Genomic DNA, 20,029 nt, shown 5'->3' with positions numbered 1-20,029 from the left:
CGCTGGCCGCGGCGCTGGCCGGCGGCGGAGTGGAGCGCCTGGGCGACGAGGCCAACCCGAACAAACAGGAACAAGCATGAGTCAATTGCGATACGTGGTGGTGGAGGGGCCTATCGGCTCGGGCAAATCTTCGCTGGCCCGCCGGCTGTCAGAGTACTGGGGCGTGCAACTGAAGGCCGAGGACCCGGCCGCCAATCCCTTCCTGCCGCGCTTCTATCGCAATATGCCGGCCCACGCGCTGTCCACCCAGCTGAGCTTCCTGCTGCAGCGGGCGGACATCGCGCGCGAGATGATGAGCGGCGAGCTGCAGGCCGCGCCGCTGGTGTCGGACTTCCTGTTCGAGAAGGATGCGCTGTTCGCCCGCCTCAATCTGGACGAGCACGAACTGGCGGTCTACCAGCGCCTGGCGAGGTTGGCGCTGCCGGAGCATCCGGTGCCGGACTTGGTGATCTATCTGCAGGCGTCCGAGGACATCCTGCTGCAGCGGGTGGCCGCGCGCGCGGTCGACTACGAGGTGAACTTTCCCGAGGGCTACCTCAAGCGCGTGCATGCCGGCTACAGCGAGTTTTTCCATCAGTATGAGTCGGCGCCGTTGCTGATCGTCAACACCGACCACCTGAATCTGGTGGACGGCGACGAGGACTTCGAGTTATTGATCCGCTGCATTGCAGAAATGCGCGGCCAGCGCAGTTATTTCAACAAGAGCGCCTGACCGGGTTGGTTCCCGCGCGGCGCCGCAGATGGAACACGAGGAAGTCGAGAAATGAAAATAACCGTCAATACCCTGCACAAGCTGGCCGCGGAAGGCCAGAAGATCAGCATGCTGACCTGCTACGACGCCAGCTTCGCCAGCTTGTTGGATGAAGCCGGCGTGGAAATTTTGTTGGTCGGCGACTCGCTGGGGCCGGTGATGCAAGGCGTGGACTCCACGCTGCCGGTCAGCGAGGAGGACATGCTCTACCACATCCGCTGCGTGGCCCGTGGCAGCAAGAACGCGCTGATCCTCGGCGACATGACTTTCGGCGCTTACCAGGAAAGCCCGCAGCAAGCGTTCGCCCACGCCGCGCGCCTGCTGCAGGCCGGCGCCCACATGGTGAAGCTGGAAGGCGGCGCCTATATGGCCGAGACCACCCGCTTCCTGGTGGAGCGCGGCATCCCGGTTTGCTCCCACATCGGCCTGACGCCGCAGTACGTCAACATGTTCGGCGGCTACCGCGTGCAGGGCAGGGGCGAGGACGCGCAGCGCATCCTGAACGACGCCAAGGTGTTGGCCGAAGCCGGCGCCAGCTTGGTATTGATGGAGTGCGTGCCGGCGCCGCTGGCCAAAGAGATCACTGAGGCCGTGAAGGTGCCGACCATCGGCATAGGCGCCGGCGCGGATACTTCCGGCCAGGTGCTGGTGCTGCACGACATGCTGGGCGTGTATCCGGGCAAGAAGGCCAAGTTCGTCAAGAATTTCATGGAAGAGGCGGGCAGCATCCAGGGCGCTGTCCAAGCCTACGTCAAGGCGGTGAAGGACCAATCCTTCCCGGCGGCGGAACACACTTACTGAGCCCGGAAGAGAACGAGAGATGGAAATCATCCGTACCGTGGCCGAGATGCGCGCTTGGCGCAAGCAGGCGGGCAAGCTGGCTTTCGTGCCCACGATGGGCAATTTGCATGAGGGACACCTGAAGCTGGTGGCCGCGGCGCGAGCGCGCGCCGAGAAAGTGGTGGTCAGCATCTTCGTCAACCGGCTGCAGTTCGGCCAGGGCGAGGACTTTGACGCTTACCCGCGCACTTTCGACGCCGATTGCGCCAAGCTGGCCGCCGCCGGCGTGGACGCGCTGTTCTTCCCGACCGAGCGCGAGCTGTATCCACGCGTGCGGCAGGACTTCAACGTCGAGCCGCCGCATATCCAGGACGAGCTGTGCGGCGCCTTCCGCCCCGGGCACTTCCGCGGCGTGGCCACCGTGGTGACCAAGCTGTTCAACATCGTGCAGCCGGACCTGGCCTGCTTCGGCAAGAAGGACTACCAGCAGCTACACGTGATCCAGGCGATGATCGCCGATTTGAACTCGCCGATCGAAATCGTGCCGGTGGATACCGGCCGCGCCGCCGATGGCCTGGCGTTGTCGTCGCGCAACGGCTACCTGTCGGCCGAGGAGCGCGCGGAGGCGCCGCGGCTGTACCGCAATCTGTCCATGATCCGCGACGGCCTGTTGTCCGGCAGCCAGGACTACGCCGCGCTGGAGAACGCCGCCCGCGAGGATCTGGCCGCCGCCGGCTGGACCGTGGATTATGTGGAAGTGCGTCAGGCCGACACGCTGGAGATCGCCCACGCTGGCGAGAAGCGGCTGGTGGCGCTGGCCGCCGCGCGGCTGGGCAAGACCCGTCTGATCGACAATATCGAGGTATTCCGCTGAGAGTAGCCAGCGCGGCCGACGCCGCGCTGGACGCTCCGAAACGGAACGAGAAGGAAAACTGTCATGCAACGCAATATGCTCAAGTCCAAGCTCCACCGCGTGACCACCACGCACGCGGAGCTGCATTACATCGGCTCCTGCGCCATCGACGAGAACCTGCTGGAAGCGGCGGACATTCTCGAGTACGAAGAGGTGCAGATCTGGAATGTCACCAACGGCGAGCGTTTCGCCACCTACGCGATTAAGGCCGAGCGCGGTTCCGGCGTGATCTCGGTCAACGGCTCGGCGGCGCGCCGCGCCGCGCCGGGCGACCTGCTGATCATCGCCTCGTTCGCGCAGTATGAGGACGCCGAGCTGAAGGGCCACTCGCCCAAGCTGGTGTTTGTCGATGGCGAAAATCGCCTCACCGAAGTGAAGGGGGCCACGCCGACGCAGCCGGCCTGATCGCCTATCCGCTTCGCTTTGTCGCCGCGCGGCTGTCCGAAAGGGCCGTCCGCGGCGATTTGCTTTTTTGCTAGCGCTTCACGTATTTGGCCAGCAGGCGGGCCAACTGGCCGGAGCGGCGCATTGATTCCAGCTCTTCGTCCACTAGCTGTCTCAATGCCTCGCCGCGCGGGTTTTTGCGGCTGAAAATCATATGGAAGGGGTTGGGATGGGTGCCGGGCAGCGGCGCGTGTCCGATCGCCGCATCGCCGATCACGTCCAGCGTGCCTATGCTGGCCAGGCCGGCCATCACTTCATAGTCTTCCGCGAACACGTCTAGCCGGCCGGCCTTCATCATCTTCACTAGTTCGGTATAGCTGGCGGCGAGTATCATCCTGCTCTTGTCCACGCTATCCAGGCTGGCGTAGGCATAGCCTTTGACGCCGCCCAGCCGGTAGCGGTTGAGGTCGGCCTGGCTGTCCAGCTTCAGCCCCTGGGGAAAGCGGTCTTTCGCGTAGAACACGTAATAGTGGGTCTGGTAGTAGGGCGCTGAAAAGAGGAAGCGCTTCTCCCGATCAGGGTTCTTGCTGGCGCTGAGCGCCATCACGTAGTTCTCTCCAGCTTCTATCGATGCCAAGCAGCGTTTCCATGGCGGCAGGACAATGGAGAACGGAATGCCGTGTTTGCCGAGAATGGCGCTTATCACTTCAACCGAGAAGCCGGTGATCTCGGTCGTCGGCTTGCCGTCGACCCGGCGGTAATAGGTGTACGGCGGCCATTCATCGCCGTCGTCGCAGATGCGCACCGGCGAGCGGTCGGGCTCCTGAGCGGAAGCGGGCGCATGCGGCAGCGCCAGGCAGAGCAGGATGGCGGAGAGGATGCGGCGCATGGCGGTTTCCCGAGAAGTGCATATTCCATTGTATGCGGCGTTTGCCATCTGTCCGGGATGTCTGAAGGGATTGGCGCAATGGTTTTTTTGCACTCGCAGCATGGCTGAGGCATAGTGAAATGGAGAGGCGGCGGATGCCGCGTTCCAATCCTGCGAAGGAGCGTCGATGAGCGTAGGCCTGACCGGAGGCTGTCTGTGCGGCGCGGTGCGCTATCGCTTGCGCGGCACGCCATGCCACATCACCCATTGCCATTGCCGCAGTTGCCGTCGGGCCAGCGGCGCCGCCTTCGTCACCTGGTTCACCATCCGGGTGCACGAGCTGGAGTGGCGCGGCGAGCGGCCGATGCAGTATCACTCGTCGGCGGCGGTGTCGCGCGGCTTCTGTCCGCATTGCGGCTCCACGCTCACCTATTTCCACGAGTCCGACCCGGAAGAGATCGACGTCACCGCCGCTTCGCTGGACACGCCCGAGGTGCTGGTGCCGGAGCACCATACCTGGTGGGAGCAGCGACTGGAGTGGGGCACCGCCAACGCGCAGAGCGCGCTGCCGGTGCATCAGCGCTGCGGCGGCTAGGCCAGCTGCCGGGCGCTGACGATCACGCCGTCCTCGTCGGCGTACAGCCATTGCCCTGGCCGCAGCTCGCAGCCGCCGATCCGCACGGCGATATCCCTCTGGCCGCTTCCCAGTTTCACCGACTTGCGCGGATGCGCCGCCAGCGCCTTGACGCCCAGCGGCAGCTCGGCCAGGGCGGCTGAGTCGCGTACGCAGCCGTCTATCACCAGCCCGGCCCAGCCGTTCTTCACCGCCAGCTCGCCTAACTGGTCCCCCAGCAGCGCGCAGCGGCGCGAGCCGCCGCCGTCCACCGCCAGCACCCGGCCGTTTCCGGCTTCGCCCAGCGTCTCGCGCACCAGGCTGTTGTCCTCGAACAGCTTCAGCGTGGCGATCGGGCCGTGAAAGCGGACATTGCCGCCGAAAGATTGAAAGATCGGGTCCAGAACCTGGATTTCCGCGTCGAAAGCGTCGCACAGGTCGGTGGTGGCCAAGCTCATGTCGTCTCCCGGATATGAAAATGCCGCCCACCGGTGAGGGTGGGCGGCATCGCCCGCGGGGTACGCGGGCTTTGGGGGCGCCGCTTGTGGCGGCTTAATGGAACTGTTCTTCCTCGGTGGAGCCGGTCAGCGCGGTGACGCTGGAAGCGCCGCCCTGGATCACGGTGGTGACGTCATCGAAGTAGCCGGTGCCCACTTCTTGCTGGTGGGACACGAAGCTGTAGCCGCGGTCGCGTGCGGCGAACTCGGGCTCCTGCACTTTTTCGACGTAGGCGGACATGCCGCGCGCAACGTAATCCTGCGCCAGGTCGTACATGTTGAACCACATGCTGTGGATGCCGGCCAGGGTGATGAACTGGTATTTGTAGCCCATCGCGCCCAGCTCGCGCTGGAACTTGGCGATGGTGGCGTCGTCCAGGTTCTTTCTCCAGTTGAACGACGGCGAGCAGTTGTAGGCCAGCAGCTTGCCCGGGTGCTTTGCGTGCACGGCTTCGGCGAACTTGCGCGCGAACTCCAGGTCCGGCGTGCCGGTCTCGCACCACACCAGGTCGGCGTAGTCGGCGTAGGCCACCGCGCGGCTGATCGCCTGCTCCAGGCCCTTCTTGGTCTTGTAGAAGCCTTCGGCAGTGCGCTCGCCGGTCAGGAAGGGTTCGTCGTTGGGGTCCACGTCGCTGGTCAGCAGGTCGGCCGCTTCGGCGTCGGTGCGAGCGATCACCAGCGTCGGCACGCCGTAGACGTCGGCCGCTAGGCGGGCGGCGATCAGCTTCTGGATCGCTTCTTGGGTCGGCACTAGCACCTTGCCGCCCATGTGGCCGCATTTCTTCACGGAGGCCAGCTGGTCTTCGAAGTGCACGCCAGCGGCGCCGGCGCGGATCATCGATTTCATCAGCTCATAGGCGTTCAGCACGCCGCCGAAGCCGGCTTCCGCGTCGGCGACGATGGGCGCGAAGTAGTCGACATAGCCCTTGTCGCCTTTTTCGATGTTTTTGGCGTGCTGGATTTCGTCGGCGCGGGTGAAGGCGTTGTTGATGCGCTCCACTACCTTGGGCACCGAGTCGACCGGGTACAGAGACTGGTCCGGATACATCGCCGAATATTCGTTGTTGTCCGCCGCCACCTGCCAGCCGGACAGGTAGATCGCCTTGACGCCGGCTTTCACCTGTTGCATGGCCTGGCCGCCGGTCAGCGCGCCCAGACAGTTGATGTACGGTTCGCTGTTGACCAGCTTCCACAGCTTTTCCGCGCCGTGGCGCGCCAGGCTGTATTCCACCTGCAGCGAGCCGCGCAGGCGCTCGACGTCGGCGGCGCTGTAGCCACGCTTGATTCCCTTCCAGCGCGGGTTTTCGTCCCAGTCTTTCTGGATGGCTGCAATGCGTTGTTCGCGAGTCGTCATGTTGAAACCCTTCTCGAAACGTTTCTGTGCTCGCCGGCGAACCGGCGTCCTCGATGGCTGTACGGCGTATCCGGTGTGCCGGATTTTTGTCGAAACCGGGTCTGTTCGACCTGATTTTTCTTGGCCGAGCGGGGCTGCGTTTTTGCGCCGCCGCAACGGTTTTCTCCTTGGTGTGCGGCCATTATAAGCACAAAAAAATCGCATTGTGTGCAGTGCAGCACAGAAAAAATCCAACATTTTCATTAGCTAACAATGTGCTGCTTCAAACGAATATTTGGGTGCTGCAAATGCATTGTTTGCGAAAAATCAGCCGTAGAAATACGCGCATTGACTATTTTTTTCTTGATATAGAGATATGCGAATCAGGGCTTGAAATCGCTGCGAAAGTCCCTACCTTGGGTCTGGACATCAATTTAGCCGGTGCAATTCCGAGGAAACGTCATGCAAGAGAACCAAAACCAGGCGGCGGAAGCCGTGGAAAACGAAATGACCGATACCGCCAGCGCGGCGCACACCGAGCTGGAGCAGACTCCCGAGCAGCATATCGCCGGGCTGGAAGCCGAAATCGCTGAACTGAACGACACCTTACTGCGCGCCCGCGCCGAGCTGGAGAACCAGCGCCGCCGCGCGCAGGACGAGGTGGCGGCTGCGCATAAATATGCGATCGGCAAGTTTGCCGGCGAGCTGGTGACGGTCAAGGATTATCTGGAAATGGCGCTGCTGGATCAGAGCGGTCAGATCGATACCTTGAAGATGGGCGTGGACATGACGCTGAAGCAGCTGGTCTCCGCGTTCGAAAAGGCGCAAATCAAGGACATCGCGCCCAAGGCCGGCGACAAGCTGGATCCGCACCAGCACCAAGCAATGAGCGCGGAAGAGTCCGACGCCGAGCCGAACACCGTGGTGCGCGTGATGCAGAAGGGTTATTTGCTGGCCGACCGCGTGCTGCGTCCGGCCATGGTTGTGGTGGCCAAGGCCAAAGCATAAAAAAAGGCGGATGCCGCCCTCTTGAAAAGCGCGGCATAGCCAATATTTATTGAGACAACAGGCTCTGGCTATCAAACCAGCCAAGGCCGGAACGAATAGAGAAAAGGAATACATCATGGGTAAAATCATCGGTATCGACCTGGGCACCACCAACTCCTGCGTGGCAGTGGTAGAAGGCGGCAACCCGAAAGTCATCGAAAACGCCGAAGGCAACCGCACCACTCCGTCCATCATCGCCTACGTCGAAGACGGCGAAATCCTGGTCGGCGCGCCGGCCAAGCGTCAGGCTGTGACCAACCCGAAGAACACCATCTACGCCGCCAAGCGTTTGATCGGCCGCCGTTTCGAAGACAAGGAAGTGCAGAAGGACATCGACCTGATGCCTTTCGAAATCCTGAAGGCCAAGAACGGCGATGCCTGGGTGAAGGTGCGCGATCAGGAACTGGCTCCGCCGCAAATTTCCGCCGAAGTGCTGCGCAAGATGAAGAAGGCCGCCGAAGATTACCTGGGCGAAGAAGTGACCGAAGCGGTGATCACCGTGCCGGCCTACTTCAACGACAGCCAGCGCCAGGCGACCAAGGACGCCGGCCGCATCGCCGGCCTGGAAGTGAAGCGCATCATCAACGAGCCGACCGCTGCCGCGCTGGCCTTCGGCCTGGCCAAGCAGGAAGGCGACCGCAAGATCGCCGTGTACGACCTTGGCGGCGGCACCTTCGACGTGTCCATCATTGAAATCGCCGACGTGGACGGCGAGCACCAGTTCGAAGTGCTGTCGACCAACGGCGACACTTTCCTGGGCGGCGAAGACTTCGACCAGCGCCTGATCGACTACATCGTCACCGAGTTCAAGAAAGAGCAAGGCGTCGATTTGAAGCAGGACGTGATGGCGCTGCAACGCCTGAAGGAAGCGGCTGAAAAAGCCAAGATCGAGCTGTCTTCGGCCACTCAGACCGAAGTGAACCTGCCGTACATCACCATGGACGCCACCGGTCCGAAGCACCTGGCGATGAAGATCACCCGCGCCAAGTTCGAAAGCCTGGTGGACGACCTGATCGCCCGCTCGATCGAGCCGTGCCGCGTGGCCCTGAAGGATGCCGGCGTGTCGCTGTCCGACATTACCGACGTGATCCTGGTCGGCGGTCAGAGCCGCATGCCCAAGGTGCAGGACGCGGTTAAGGAATTCTTCGGCAAGGAACCGCGCAAGGACGTGAATCCGGACGAAGCCGTGGCCGTCGGCGCCGCGATCCAGGGCTCCGTGCTGTCCGGCGACCGCAAGGACGTGCTGTTGCTGGACGTGACCCCGCTGTCGCTGGGCATCGAAACTCTGGGCGGCGTGATGACCAAGCTGATCCAGAAGAACACCACGATTCCGACCAAGGCCTCGCAAACCTTCTCCACCGCCGACGACAACCAGACCGCGGTGACCATCCACGTGCTGCAGGGCGAGCGCGAGAAGGCTGCCGCCAACAAGTCGCTGGGCCAGTTCAATCTGGGCGACATTCCGCCGGCGCCGCGCGGCATTCCGCAGATCGAAGTTGAGTTCAATATCGACGCCAACGGCATTCTGCACGTATCCGCCAAGGACAAAGCTTCCGGCAAGCAGGCCAACATTACCATTCAAGCTTCCTCCGGCCTGTCCGAAGCCGAGATCGAGCGCATGGTGAAGGATGCCGAAGCGAACGCCGAGGAAGACAAGAAGCTGCACGAGCTGGTGACCGCGCGCAACCACGCCGAAGGCTTGATCCACAGCATCAAGAAGTCGCTGTCCGAGCATGGCGACAAGATCGGTGCCGACGAAAAGGCCAAGATCGAAGACGCCATCAAGGCGGCTGAGGAAGTGGTGAAGGGCGACGACAAGGAAGCCATCGAAGCCAAGGCGGAAGAGCTGGCCAAGGCCAGCCAGAAGCTGGGCGAGATCATGTACGCCCAGGCCGCCCAAGCGGAAGGCGGCGCCGAAGGCGCGCAGGCCGCCGCGGGAGACAAGAAGGATGAAGGCAACGTGGTGGACGCCGAGTTCGAAGAAGTGAAGAAAGACAAGGCCTGATAGCCGTCTTGTCATGACGGCGCCAGATGACCGGGCCAAGCCCTCCGGGATGCCCCGGGGCTTGTTCCGGTCATCGGCGTTTGCATGACCGCTTACAGGTCCGGTCTTTTGGAGAGTGCATGTCGTCCCGTATCACCTTTTCGGCCCGTGGGCCGTTTTTCGAAACGCTGAAGTCCCGGGTTGACGCTTATTTTCAGCAAACCGGCCAGCGCCACACTGGCAACCGGCTGCTGCATTTCAAGACTGTGTTTTCCTACGCGCTGGCTGGTTTCAGCTACGCGGTGCTGGTCTGGGGCGCGGAGCAACTGTGGACGGCGCTGCTGGCCGGTTTCTGCCTGGCGCAAGGCCTGGTGCTGATCGCCTTCAATGTGATGCACGACGGCGCCCACGGCAGCTATTCGCGCAAGCGCTGGGTGAATTGGCTGATGGGCTCCAGCATGGAAGTGTTGGGCGGCAGCCAGAGCATGTGGCAGCAGAAGCATAATGTGCTGCACCACACGTATACCAATGTGGACGGCAAGGACGACGACATCGCGCTGGGCAGCCTGATGCGTTTGTCGCCTTCCACGCCGTGGCGGTCCTGGCACCGGCTGCAGCATTGGTACGCGGTGGTCCTGTATAGCCTGTTGACGCTGTTCTGGTTGCTGTTCAGCGATTGGCACAAGATGATACGCGGCAAGATCGGCGACACGCCGCTGCCGAAGCGGGCCTGGTGGGAATGGCCTTATTTTGTGGTTACCAAGTTGCTGTATGTCGGCTACACCTTGGTCCTGCCGGCTACGTATCACCCGGTTTCGGATGTGTTGCTGGCTTTTGTCGGCGTGCATCTGCTGTTCGGCCTGACGCTGTCGGTGGTGTTTCAGTTGGCGCACACGGTGGAAGGCGCGGCGTTTCCGCTGCCGGGCGGCGACGGCAAGATGGCGGACGAGTGGGCGGTGCATCAACTGAAGACCACGGCCAATTTCGCCTGTGATAACCGTCTGGTGACTTTTTACATGGGCGGCCTGAATTTCCAGGTCGAGCATCATTTGTTCCGCAAGACCAGCCATGTCCACTATCCGGCGCTGAGCAGGATAGTCGCCGAAGCCTGTCGCGAGCATGGCATGCCCTATCAGTCGTTCCGGTCGGTGTGGTCGGCGATGAGGGCGCATTTCCGCTTTTTGAAACAGATGGGGCGACAACCGGCCGCGCTGAGCGCGGGCCCTGTTGCTGCGGCAACCAGAATTTGAGAGTGACAGCAAGATGTCCAAACGAGACTATTACGACGTGCTTGGCGTCAACCGCGACGCTTCCGACGACGACATCAAGAAAGCCTACCGCAAGCTGGCGATGAAGTACCACCCGGATCGCAATCCGGATAGCAAGGAAGCGGAAGACAAGTTCAAGGAGGTGAAGGAAGCCTACGAGATCCTATCCGATAGCCAGAAACGCGGCGCCTACGACCAGTTCGGCCATGCCGGGGTTGATCCGCAGGCCGGCGCGGGCGGCGGCCAGGGCTTCGGCGGCTTCGGTGATTTCGCCGACATCTTCAGCGACATCTTCGGCGGCGGCCAGCGTGGCGGCGGCGGTGGGCGCTCCAATGTCTACCGGGGCTCTGATCTGCGCTATAACATGGAGATTTCGCTGGAAGAGGCGGCGCGCGGTTGCGAGAAGCAGATCCGCATCCCGTCGCACGAGTCCTGCTCCACCTGCAGCGGCACCGGCGCGAAGCCGGGCACTCAGCCCAAGACCTGCGCCACTTGCGGCGGCCACGGCCAGGTGCGGATGAGCCAGGGCTTCTTCTCGATTCAGCAGACCTGCCCGACCTGCCATGGCACGGGCAAGCAGATCACCGATCCGTGCACCAGCTGCCACGGCGCGGGCCAGAAGAAGACCACCAAGACACTGAACGTGAAGATTCCGGCCGGCGTCGACGAGGGCGACCGCATCCGCTTGGGCGGCGAGGGCGAGCCGGGCCAGAATGGCGGCCCGTCGGGCGACTTGTACGTGGTCACCCATATCAAGCAGCACGCGGTGTTCCAGCGCGATGGCATGGACCTGCATTGCGAGATGCCGATTTCCTTCTCCACCGCGGCGCTGGGCGGCGAGGTGGAAATTCCGACCCTGGACGGCATGGCCAAGGTGAAGATTTCGCCTGAAACCCAGAGCGGGCGCGTCTACCGCCTGCGCGGCAAGGGCGTGAAGGCGGTGCGCGGCGCCGAATTCGGCGACCTGCATTGCCATGTGGTGGTGGAAACCCCGGTCAAGCTGACCGAGCGCCAGAAAGAGTTGCTGCGCGAGTTCGAAGCGATCAGCCAGGGCGATGTGGCCACCCACAATCCGCGCTCGAAGTCCTTCATGGACAAGCTGCGCGATTTCTTCGAATAAGCCGCTTTTTGCCAGTCATGCAAAACGCCAGCCTCAGGCTGGCGTTTTTATTTGGGTGTCGCAAAGCAAAACGGCCGCCCATCGGGCGGCCGTTCGCACATTCCTGAAACCGGGAAGACTTAGAAGTTGTGCTTCATCATCGCCCAAGCCAGCGAGGACGTATCCTTGGCGTGCTGGTTGATGGTTTGAGCGTCCTTGTTTTCCTTCAGTTCGCCGTAGCCGACTTGCACCATGGTGCGCTTGCTCAGGGTGTAGTCCAGAGCTGCCGCCCACTGGCTGGCGCCCAGGCTGTAGCGGACGCCGTCGATCTTGGCGTCGCCGCGCTTCGAGTAGACGATGGACGGCTTGAAGTTGCCGATGGTATAGGCGGCGTTGATGGCCCAGCCGGTGTTTTCCACCTTGTTGGTGCCGCTGCCTATGGCCGGGCTCAATTGCTTGATGCCAGGAATGACATAAACAGGCTGTTTGTTGTCGTCAACCTTGAGTGTGCCGTCGGCATTCTTGGCTTGCGCGGAGGCGTTGCCATAGGTGGTCAGCCACTGGTAGGTAGCGGCCAGATACAGGTCGTTGGCGCTGTAACCGCCTTCCAGGCGGTTGGTCGAGCTGTTGCTGCCGCCTTTGGTATTCAGTACGCCGGCGTAGGCCCAGGCGCCGAAGAAGCCGGAGTTCTGATAGGCCAAACGTGCGCCATATTGTTCGCCCTGTTTCATCTGGCCTGCGGCGGAGCTCTCGCCCGCGCCGTATTGCAGGGTGAGGTTGAGGCCATTCCAGGTGGGGGAGTCATAGCGGATGCTGTTCTTAAAGCGGCTGTCGCCGTAGGAGAACAGGTCGGTTGCCTCGTACAACGGGAAGTTGGTGGCCATGCCGTCGCGGCGCGGACCGTACAGGTTGTCGGTGGCTTCGCTGTCGCCCAGCACGTCAGTCAAGTAACCTACGCGCAGCTTGCCGTAATTACTGTCAATGCCAACGTAGCTTTCACGGTTGGCGAAGGTGCCGGACGCAGAACCGCCGCCGGAGACGCCATCCATGGCGAAGCCGGTTTCTACCTGCCAGATGGTTTTCAGGCCATTGCCCAGATCTTCATTGCCGCGGAAGCCGATGCGGCTGCCGAAATCGTCGACGCCGAAAGTGGAGCTGTAGTTGTTGGTGCTGTTCTTGGTGACGGAAACGCCGGCACGCAGCGAGCCGTAGATGTTGACATCGGCTTGAGCGAATGCCGGGATGGCCGCTGCGATGGCGGCGGCGAGTGCGATTTTCTTCATTTTCTCTAAAACCCTTTGTTTCGATTTTTTGCCCAGAGGCGCCTTCCGACGGTGTTGTTTTTATTCCGTCGTGATAGGTTCGGCAGTGTGTGGGAGGGATGAGTTTTCCGTCAAGACATACTTGTTAACATATCAAGAAGGCCGACTGTGATGCTGTATGGATTTTTATGGCATTTGTTTTAGTTTTTTTTGTTATTTTCTTTCTATTCAATGGCTTGTTTTTGCTGATTGCGCGAGGTTCTGTATTTTTTGCGAGGTTGAATTTGTATGGAATATAAAAATTTCAGCCGATAATGATAATGTTTGTTGCTTTTTTGCATTTTGCTGCAATTGCACAATTAATGATGATTGAGTTTTTGTCATGCGGCGCCATGGCTGGGGAATGTCGGTGGATTCGCTGGCCGCCAGCCGCCGCCTGGCATGAGCGCCAGCAGACGGCCGGATGCGAGCCGCAGGCCGTTTGTTGAGCGGATGTCTCCGTTGGCCGCGTTGCTTATCGCGGTTTCGCTTGTCGTGTGATGAGGCGATTGAGTCGGGCTAGGCTGCCGGATTCGGATTGGGCTCGCGGAATGGCAAAATGTGAGGCCAGGCATTGAAAAAGCTGATGGATGCTTAAATGAATTTGAAAAATGGATGGTTTTGCTTTTCTACTATGCAATGAGCAGCGGATGTCCTACGCTGCCGCGGCCGGAGCGCGGCGGAGCGACGAATGCTGCGCGGATGCATCGGGGCGATGCGTAAAGCCCGCTGCCGCATCGTGGGGATTGGGCGTACAATTGCCGATGTCTTTTTTAGGGGGCTGTCGTCATGATTTTTGCTAATCGCTATTTCCCGGTGACCCGCATGCGCAGGATGCGCAAGGATGCGTTCAGCCGCCGGTTGATGCGCGAGAACGTGCTGACCACCAACGATCTGATCTACCCGGTCTTCGTGATGGAGGGCAGCAATCAGGTGGTGGACGTGCCGTCGATGCCGGGCGCGCCGCGCCTGACGCTGGACAAGCTGCTGCCGGTGGCCGAAGAGGCGCTGGAACTGGGCATCCCGATGCTGTCGCTGTTTCCGGTGATCACCGGCAACAAGGACAATGAAGGCAGCGAGGCCTACAACCCGGATGGCCTGGTGCCGCGCGTGGTGCGCGAGCTGAAAAAGCGCTTCCCGGAGCTGGGGGTGATGACCGACGGCGCGCTGGATCCCTATACCATCCACGGGCAGGACGGCGTCATCGACGCCAACGGCTACGTGTTGAACGACGAGACCACCGAAATCCTGATCAAGCAGGGCCTGTGCCATGCCGAGGCCGGCGTCGATGTGTTCGGCCCGTCCGACATGATGGACGGCCGCATCGGCGCCATCCGCGAGGCGTTCGAAGAAGAGGGCTTCATCCATACCAAGATACTGGCCTACTCCGCCAAGTATTCGTCCGGCTTCTACGGCCCGTTCCGCGACGCGCTGGGTTCGTCCGCCAACTTGGGCAAGGCCGACAAGAACAGCTACCAAATGGATCCGGCCAATATCGAAGAGGCGATCCAGGAAGTGGCGCAGGATCTGGAGGAGGGCGCCGACATGGTGATGATCAAGCCGGGCATGCCTTACCTGGACGTGATCCGCCGCGTCAAGGACACTTTCCATGTGCCCACCTTCGCCTATCAGGTTTCCGGCGAGTACGCGATGCTGAAGGCGGCGTTCCAGAACGGCTGGCTCAACGAAGAGAAGTGCATGATGGAAAGCCTGCTGGCCTTCAAGCGCGCCGGCGCCGACGGCATTCTCACTTACTTCGCGATGGATGCGGCCCGCCTGCTGCGCCAGCGCTGATATCATGAATAGATGAGCCGCACCCCTGGCCAAGACCGCGGCGAGGGGTGTTTGTCTATATAAGGGCAATATATGGATGCGCTGCATTCCACTTGGTTCTGGCTGGCGGTGATCGCCGCGCCGGCCATCCTCGTGATTGGCACGCTGGCTCGGCTCGCCCGGCGCGAGCCGCCGGTCAAGCTGCCGCCCGGTGTAAAGCCGCTGGGCTGGGACGAGGAGGACGATGTTTCGCAAAAGTTGCATGACGGTGACAGAGAGCCGCCAAAACACTGATAACTGTCACTGCTAGCGCGCATGCGGCTGGGCTAGAATGGCGACAGTTTTCGGCGCGCAGCCGCCATAAGCGGCGCGCGGTGCCTGCGGACGCGGGTTCGATTCCCGCGTCCGGCCAATCCAAAGGACTGCCATGAACCACACTTATCTTGCCCACCTGCAGGCGACGCTGGCCCAGATCAAGGCCGACGGCTTCGAGAAGCCGGAGCGCGTGATCGCCACGCCGCAAAGCTCCGACATCGCGCTGGCCGGCGGCGAGCATGTGCTGAACTTCTGCGCCAACAACTACCTGGGCCTGGCCGACGACAAGCGCCTGGTGCTGGCGGCCAAATCCGGCATGGACCAGTACGGCTACGGTTGCGCGTCGGTGCGTTTCATCTGCGGCACCCAATCCATCCACAAGCAGCTGGAAAAATCGATCTCCGATTTTCTGGGCACCGACGACACCATCCTGTACTCCAGCTGTTTCGACGCCAACGGCGGCGTGTTCGAAACCCTGCTGACCGAAGAGGACGCGGTGATCTCGGACGAGCTGAACCACGCCTCCATCATCGACGGCGTGCGCCTGTCCAAGGCCAAGCGCTTCCGCTACAAGAACAACGACATGGCTGATCTGGAGGCGCAACTGGTGGCCGCCGAGCAGGCCGGCGCCCGTTTCAAGCTGATCGTCACCGACGGCGTGTTCTCGATGGACGGCATCATCGCCGACCTGAAGGGCATTTGCGATCTGGCCGAGCGCCACGACGCGCTGGTGATGGTGGATGATTCGCACGCGGTGGGCTTCATCGGCGAAACCGGCGCCGGCACCCCGGAATACTGCGGCGTGTCCGACCGCGTCGACATCTACACCGGCACGCTGGGCAAGGCGCTGGGCGGCGCGTCCGGCGGCTACGTCGCCGCGCACAAACCCATCGTCGACCTGCTGCGCCAGCGCTCGCGCCCTTATCTGTTCTCCAACACGCTGGCCCCTGCAATCGCCGCCGCCAGCGTGGAAGTGCTGAACATCCTGAAGAGCGGCGAAGGGGCCGAGCTGCGTGCCAAGGTGCGCAGCAACGCCGAGCTGTTCCGCAAGGAAATGTCCGCCGCCGGCTTCACCCTGGTGCCGGGCGAGCATCCGATCATCCCGGTGATGCTGGGCGATGCCCGCCTGGCCGGCGAAGTGTCCGCCAAGCTGCTGGCCGAAGGCGTGTACGTGATCGGCTTCTCCTACCCGGTGGTGCCCAAGGGCAAGGCGCGCATCCGCACCCAGATGTCCGCCGCGCACAGCGAGGAGCAGGTGCTGAAGGCTGTGGCCGCGTTCACCAAGGTGGGCCGCGAGCTGGGCGTAATCTGATTTGACCGCATGACAGGCGGCGCGGGCAAAACGCCCGTGCGCCCAAGGATAGAGACATGAAGGCGCTTGCCAAGCTGAAGGCCGCTCCCGGCCTGGAAATGACCGACGTTCCGCTGCCGGAAGTCGGCCACAACGATCTGTTGATCAAGATCGTCAAGACCGCGATCTGCGGCACCGACATCCACATCTGGAACTGGGACGAATGGTCGCAAAAGACCATCCCGGTGCCGATGCACGTCGGCCACGAGTATGTCGGCGTCGTCGCCGGCATGGGTTCGGAAGTGCAGGGCTTCAAGATCGGCCAGCGCGTGTCCGGCGAAGGCCACATCACCTGCGGCTATTGCCGCAACTGCCGCGCCGGCCGCCGCCACCTGTGCCGCAATACCACCGGCGTCGGTGTCAACCGCGAAGGCGCGTTCGCCGAATACCTGGTGATTCCGGCCTTCAACGCCTTCCCGATTCCGGACGACGTCTCCGACGATCTAGCTTCCATCTTCGACCCGTTCGGCAACGCCGTGCACACCGCGCTGAGCTTCAACCTGGTGGGCGAGGACGTGCTGATCACCGGCGCCGGTCCAATCGGCATCATGGCGGTGGCCATCGCCAAGCATGTCGGCGCGCGCCACGTGGTGATCACCGACGTCAACGACTACCGGCTGGACCTGGCGAAGAAGATGGGCGCCACCCGCGCCGTCAACGTCGCCCGCGAAGACCTGAAGGCGGTGATGCAGGAGCTGCACATGACCGAAGGCTTCGACGTGGGCCTGGAAATGTCCGGCAATCCGCAGGCTTTCCGCCAGATGCTGGAAACGATGAACCACGGCGGCAAGGTGGCCTTGCTGGGCATTCCGCCGTCCAACACCGCCATCGACTGGAATCAGGTGATCTTCAAAGGCCTGGAAATCAAGGGCATCTACGGCCGCGAGATGTTCGAGACCTGGTACAAGATGGTGGCGCTGATCCAGTCCGGTCTGGACATCAGCCCGATCATCACCCACCACTTCAAGGTGGACGAATTCGAGCAGGGCTTCGCCGCCATGCTGTCCGGCCAAAGCGGCAAGGTGATCCTGGACTGGCGCTGAGCGTCGTTCTGGTTCGACCACATGCGAAGCGGCTCCGCGAGGAGCCGCTTTTTTCATGCCCGCTCAGGCGGTTTTGAAATAGGCGATCATCCTCCGCAGGTGTTCCGCCTGCGTGTTCAGCTGGTCGGAGGCGGCGGACAGCTGTTCGGAGGTGGAGGCGTTCATCTGGGTGGCCAGCGACAGGTGGTTGACCGCGGCGTTGATCTGCTGCAGGCCTTCGCTCTGCTCATGCGAGGCCAGCGCGATCTCCTGCACCAGGCTGGCGGTTTTGCGGATGGCGGGCAGCATTTCGTCCAGCGCCGCGCCCGCCTGTTCCGCCATGTCCACGCTGCAGCCGGCCAGCGAGCCGATTTCCCGCGCCGCCGCCTGGCTGTGCTCGGCCAATTTGCGCACTTGGGCTGCCACCACGGTGAAGCCTTTGCCCTGGCTGCCGGCATGGGCGGCCTCGACGGCGGCGTTCAGCGCCAGCAGATTGGTCTGATAGGCGATGTCGTCTATCACGTCTATCCGGTTGGAAATGTCGCGTATCGCCGCCACGGTGCGGGTCACGGCCTCGCCGCCGCCGCCGGCGCTTTGCGCAGCTTGGCGGGCCATGGCGTCGGTGAGGCGGGCGCTTTCGGAGTTCTGAGTCACCGTGGCCGCGATCTCTTCCACCGAGGCGCTGGTCTCTTCCAGGCTGGCGGCCTGCTGCGACGCGTTCTGGCTCAGCGCCTGCGCCGAAGCCGCGACCTCGGACGAGGTGGCGTTCAATTGCTCGGCGTCGAGCCGCAATTGCTCGATCACCCCGGTCAGCCGGCTCACCATGTGCTGCATCGCCGCCAGCACGCTGCGATCGTCGCCGTCGCGCAGCGCCGGCCTTGCGGTCAGGTCGCCGCCGGCCACCCTGCGGGCGATCTCGGCCACCGCCGCCGGCTCGCCGCCCACCTGGCGGAACAGGCCCCGGCCGATGTGGCCGATGGAGCCGGCCAGGAGCAGCAGGCTGAGGGCGGCGACGGCGATGAACAGGTTCAGGGTTTGGCGGTAGCCGCGGTCGGCTTCCGCGATTCGGTCGGCCAGCATCTTCTCGAATCCGTCCTGGACCTGGGCGCTCTGCCGCAGCAGCTGATCGGTCATCGCGCGGTCCATGCCGCGCACCAGCTTGTCGACGGCTTGCCCGGAGAGCCGGTCTTCCTGGCGGAAGGCGGCCAGCGCCGCGCGGTAGCGGACGGTCAGCCGGAGATGCTCGTCCCGTACCGCGTCTATCGCCGCGCTGGGCTCGCCGTCGTCGCGCAGCGCGGCGGAGGCCTGGGCCAGCGTTTGCTCGACGATGGCGCGCTCGGCTTCGAAGGCGGCGAGGTAGCGCTGGTAGTCGGCCGGATTGTTGCCGCGCAGCAGCACGTCCTTCCAGTCCTGCACCTGCACCTTGAAGTGCAGATTGGCCAGCTGCATCACGTGGTTGATCCGGCTGCCGCGTCTGACCTGTTCCAGCTCCCGCCGGGTGTTTTCCGCCATGTCGCGCAACTGGCCCAGGCAGGATAGGGATAGCAGAAGCAGGACCGTCAGGTTGATCAGGGCCAAAAGCCAGAGCCTGGTTTTCATGCTGAGAGCTTGTCGCATCGGCATTTCTTCGCATCGGGCTGGTTGCTATCGGTATAGCCCGCCGCGACGGAGTCTTCGCGTTCCCGCGCGATGCCGGCCGCTGTTGACCGCAGTCAATGAGGGCGGGGCGGGGGCAGGGATAATCGTGATTGAACCGGATTTTGTGGAGATAATCATGATCGCGATAATCGGCGCGGGCGTTTCAGGGTTGTCCTGCGCCTGGTGGCTGCAACGGCAGGGCATGGCGGTACGGGTATTCGAGGCGGCGGAGCGCGTCGGCGGCAAGGTGAGCACCTTGGCGGCTGACGCCTTGTGCGAACAGGGGCCCAATATGCTGTTATTGGACGAGGAGCTTCAGCAGTGGCTGGCCGAGTTGGGCCTGTCTCCGCTATGGCCGGAGCAGGGCAGCGGCTTGCGGCATGTGCTGCGGAGCGGGCGATACCGGCCGTTGCCAGCCGGGCCTTGGCAGTTGCTGGCGGGGAGTTTTTTGAGCTGGCCGGCCAAGTGGGCCTTGCTGCGCGGCCTGCTGCGGCCGGGCAGTCCCAAGGAGGCCGAGGCCAGCCTGGCCGAGTTCTGCCGCCGGCGCTTCGGCCAGGAAGTGCTGGACAAGTTGCTAGACCCGCTGGCAGGCGGCGTGTTCGCCGGCGATCCGGAAGAGCTGGCGCTGGAGGAGACGCTCCCCAGGCTGGCGCGGGCGGCGGCGCAGCCGCTGCCTTTGTGGCGGGGACTGTGGCGGCAAAGGACCGCGCGCGCCCGGATGTGCACGCTGCAAGGCGGGCTGCAGCAATTGCCGCAGCGGCTGGCGCGGGATCTGGACGTGAGGCTGGGCGCGCCGGTGACCGCGCTGCGCCGCGACGGCGAGGGCTGGCGGCTGCGCACCCGCGAGGGGTGGACGCGGGCCGAGCGAGTGGTGCTGGCCTTGCCGGCCGACGCCGCGGCCGAGCTGCTGCATCCGCTGGCGCCGGAGATGGCCGATATCTGCCGGCGCATCCCGTACGCGCCGCTGGCAGTGGTGTCCACCTTGCTGGACGGCGAGGCGATGGACCGGCCGCTGCCCGGCTACGGCGCGCTGCATCCGAGCGGGGAGGGGGCGCTGACGCTGGGCCACCTGACGGTCAGCAATATCTACCC

At 63.0% G+C, this 20,029-nt stretch carries 19 protein-coding genes and 1 tRNA gene; 15 read left to right on the top strand and 5 right to left on the bottom strand.

The genetic code is table 11. From position 1 onward, the window contains the following. Nucleotides 1-76: 76 nt before the first annotated feature. The 4 genes from LQR33_RS20990 (at nt 77) to panD (ending at nt 2,849) form a co-directional block, all read left to right on the top strand. Nucleotides 77-712 (top strand): deoxynucleoside kinase, encoded by a 636-nt coding sequence (locus LQR33_RS20990; RefSeq protein ID WP_231470307.1) that lies wholly within the window; start codon nt 77-79, stop codon nt 710-712. 51 nt (nt 713-763) lie between these two features. Further along, the gene (gene panB / locus LQR33_RS20985; RefSeq protein ID WP_166438532.1) at nt 764-1,552 is read left to right on the top strand and encodes a 3-methyl-2-oxobutanoate hydroxymethyltransferase; all 789 of its coding nucleotides are present in this window, start codon (nt 764-766) and stop codon (nt 1,550-1,552) included. A 19-nt stretch (nt 1,553-1,571) separates the two neighbouring features. Beyond that, nucleotides 1,572-2,405: a pantoate--beta-alanine ligase gene (gene panC, locus LQR33_RS20980; RefSeq protein ID WP_166438531.1), complete on the top strand. Its 834-nt coding sequence runs from the start codon at nt 1,572-1,574 to the stop codon at nt 2,403-2,405. A gap of 63 nt (nt 2,406-2,468) precedes the next feature. Next, nucleotides 2,469-2,849, top strand: coding sequence for an aspartate 1-decarboxylase (panD, locus tag LQR33_RS20975; protein WP_046168240.1), 381 nt, complete (start codon nt 2,469-2,471; stop codon nt 2,847-2,849). 70 nt (nt 2,850-2,919) lie between these two features. On the opposite strand, the gene LQR33_RS20970 is transcribed toward panD, so the two are convergent. After that, nucleotides 2,920-3,717 (bottom strand): substrate-binding periplasmic protein, encoded by a 798-nt coding sequence (locus LQR33_RS20970; RefSeq protein WP_231470306.1) that lies wholly within the window; start codon nt 3,715-3,717, stop codon nt 2,920-2,922. A gap of 166 nt (nt 3,718-3,883) precedes the next feature. Here LQR33_RS20970 and LQR33_RS20965 point away from each other — a divergent pair, with 166 nt between their 5' ends. Then, nucleotides 3,884-4,291 carry a GFA family protein gene (locus LQR33_RS20965; RefSeq protein ID WP_021478193.1) on the top strand — a complete coding sequence of 136 codons (408 nt, stop codon included), beginning with the start codon at nt 3,884-3,886 and terminating at the stop codon, nt 4,289-4,291. Here the strand turns inward: LQR33_RS20965 and rraA are convergent. Beyond that, on the bottom strand, nt 4,288-4,767 hold the full coding sequence (gene rraA, locus LQR33_RS20960; RefSeq protein WP_231470304.1) for a ribonuclease E activity regulator RraA: 480 nt from the start codon (nt 4,765-4,767) through the stop codon (nt 4,288-4,290). The genes LQR33_RS20965 and rraA overlap by 4 nt on opposite strands. Before the next feature lie 94 nt (nt 4,768-4,861). Further along, nucleotides 4,862-6,160: an isocitrate lyase gene (aceA, locus tag LQR33_RS20955; RefSeq protein ID WP_166438528.1), complete on the bottom strand. Its 1,299-nt coding sequence runs from the start codon at nt 6,158-6,160 to the stop codon at nt 4,862-4,864. Nucleotides 6,161-6,601: 441 nt separating this feature from the next. Between aceA and grpE the strand changes: the two genes are divergently transcribed. The 4 genes from grpE to dnaJ all read left to right on the top strand — a co-directional run bounded on the left by grpE (nt 6,602) and on the right by dnaJ (nt 11,558). After that, nucleotides 6,602-7,147 carry a nucleotide exchange factor GrpE gene (gene grpE, locus LQR33_RS20950; protein WP_166438527.1) on the top strand — a complete coding sequence of 182 codons (546 nt, stop codon included), beginning with the start codon at nt 6,602-6,604 and terminating at the stop codon, nt 7,145-7,147. A gap of 115 nt (nt 7,148-7,262) precedes the next feature. After that, on the top strand, nt 7,263-9,191 hold the full coding sequence (gene dnaK / locus LQR33_RS20945) for a molecular chaperone DnaK (RefSeq protein WP_221665232.1): 1,929 nt from the start codon (nt 7,263-7,265) through the stop codon (nt 9,189-9,191). Between the two features lie 119 nt (nt 9,192-9,310). Continuing rightward, nucleotides 9,311-10,420 (top strand): fatty acid desaturase family protein, encoded by a 1,110-nt coding sequence (locus LQR33_RS20940; RefSeq protein WP_231470303.1) that lies wholly within the window; start codon nt 9,311-9,313, stop codon nt 10,418-10,420. Between the two features lie 13 nt (nt 10,421-10,433). Continuing rightward, the gene (gene dnaJ, locus LQR33_RS20935; RefSeq protein ID WP_231470301.1) at nt 10,434-11,558 is read left to right on the top strand and encodes a molecular chaperone DnaJ; all 1,125 of its coding nucleotides are present in this window, start codon (nt 10,434-10,436) and stop codon (nt 11,556-11,558) included. A 119-nt stretch (nt 11,559-11,677) separates the two neighbouring features. Here the strand turns inward: dnaJ and LQR33_RS20930 are convergent, their stop codons facing one another. Continuing rightward, nucleotides 11,678-12,820, bottom strand: coding sequence for a porin (locus LQR33_RS20930; protein WP_231470298.1), 1,143 nt, complete (start codon nt 12,818-12,820; stop codon nt 11,678-11,680). An 807-nt stretch (nt 12,821-13,627) separates the two neighbouring features. On the opposite strand from LQR33_RS20930, the gene hemB reads away from it, so the two are divergent. The 5 genes from hemB to tdh all read left to right on the top strand — a co-directional run bounded on the left by hemB (nt 13,628) and on the right by tdh (nt 17,320). Continuing rightward, on the top strand, nt 13,628-14,632 hold the full coding sequence (hemB, locus tag LQR33_RS20925) for a porphobilinogen synthase (RefSeq protein ID WP_231179094.1): 1,005 nt from the start codon (nt 13,628-13,630) through the stop codon (nt 14,630-14,632). A 72-nt stretch (nt 14,633-14,704) separates the two neighbouring features. Beyond that, nucleotides 14,705-14,905 carry a hypothetical protein gene (locus LQR33_RS20920; RefSeq protein ID WP_021478202.1) on the top strand — a complete coding sequence of 67 codons (201 nt, stop codon included), beginning with the start codon at nt 14,705-14,707 and terminating at the stop codon, nt 14,903-14,905. Nucleotides 14,906-14,930: 25 nt separating this feature from the next. Continuing rightward, nucleotides 14,931-15,023 (top strand) — tRNA-Tyr (locus LQR33_RS20915). A gap of 15 nt (nt 15,024-15,038) precedes the next feature. Beyond that, nucleotides 15,039-16,238, top strand: a complete 1,200-nt coding sequence (locus tag LQR33_RS20910) for a glycine C-acetyltransferase (RefSeq protein WP_231470296.1) — start codon at nt 15,039-15,041, stop codon at nt 16,236-16,238. Nucleotides 16,239-16,294: 56 nt separating this feature from the next. After that, complete coding sequence (gene tdh / locus LQR33_RS20905) at nt 16,295-17,320, top strand: L-threonine 3-dehydrogenase (RefSeq protein WP_021478204.1); 1,026 nt, start codon at nt 16,295-16,297, stop codon at nt 17,318-17,320. 63 nt (nt 17,321-17,383) lie between these two features. On the opposite strand, the gene LQR33_RS20900 is transcribed toward tdh, so the two are convergent. Further along, nucleotides 17,384-18,898, bottom strand: a complete 1,515-nt coding sequence (locus LQR33_RS20900) for a methyl-accepting chemotaxis protein (RefSeq protein WP_231470293.1) — start codon at nt 18,896-18,898, stop codon at nt 17,384-17,386. 175 nt (nt 18,899-19,073) lie between these two features. On the opposite strand from LQR33_RS20900, the gene hemG reads away from it, so the two are divergent. Next, on the top strand, nt 19,074-20,029 hold a 956-nt coding region (gene hemG, locus LQR33_RS20895), incomplete at its 3' end, for a protoporphyrinogen oxidase (RefSeq protein ID WP_231470292.1).

It is taken from the genome of Chromobacterium piscinae (genome assembly GCF_021129175.1).
GTDB classification, from domain to species: domain Bacteria; phylum Pseudomonadota; class Gammaproteobacteria; order Burkholderiales; family Chromobacteriaceae; genus Chromobacterium; species Chromobacterium piscinae.
The sequence above is the reverse complement of the archived record's forward strand: the minus strand, read 5'-3'. Positions and strand labels throughout refer to the sequence as shown.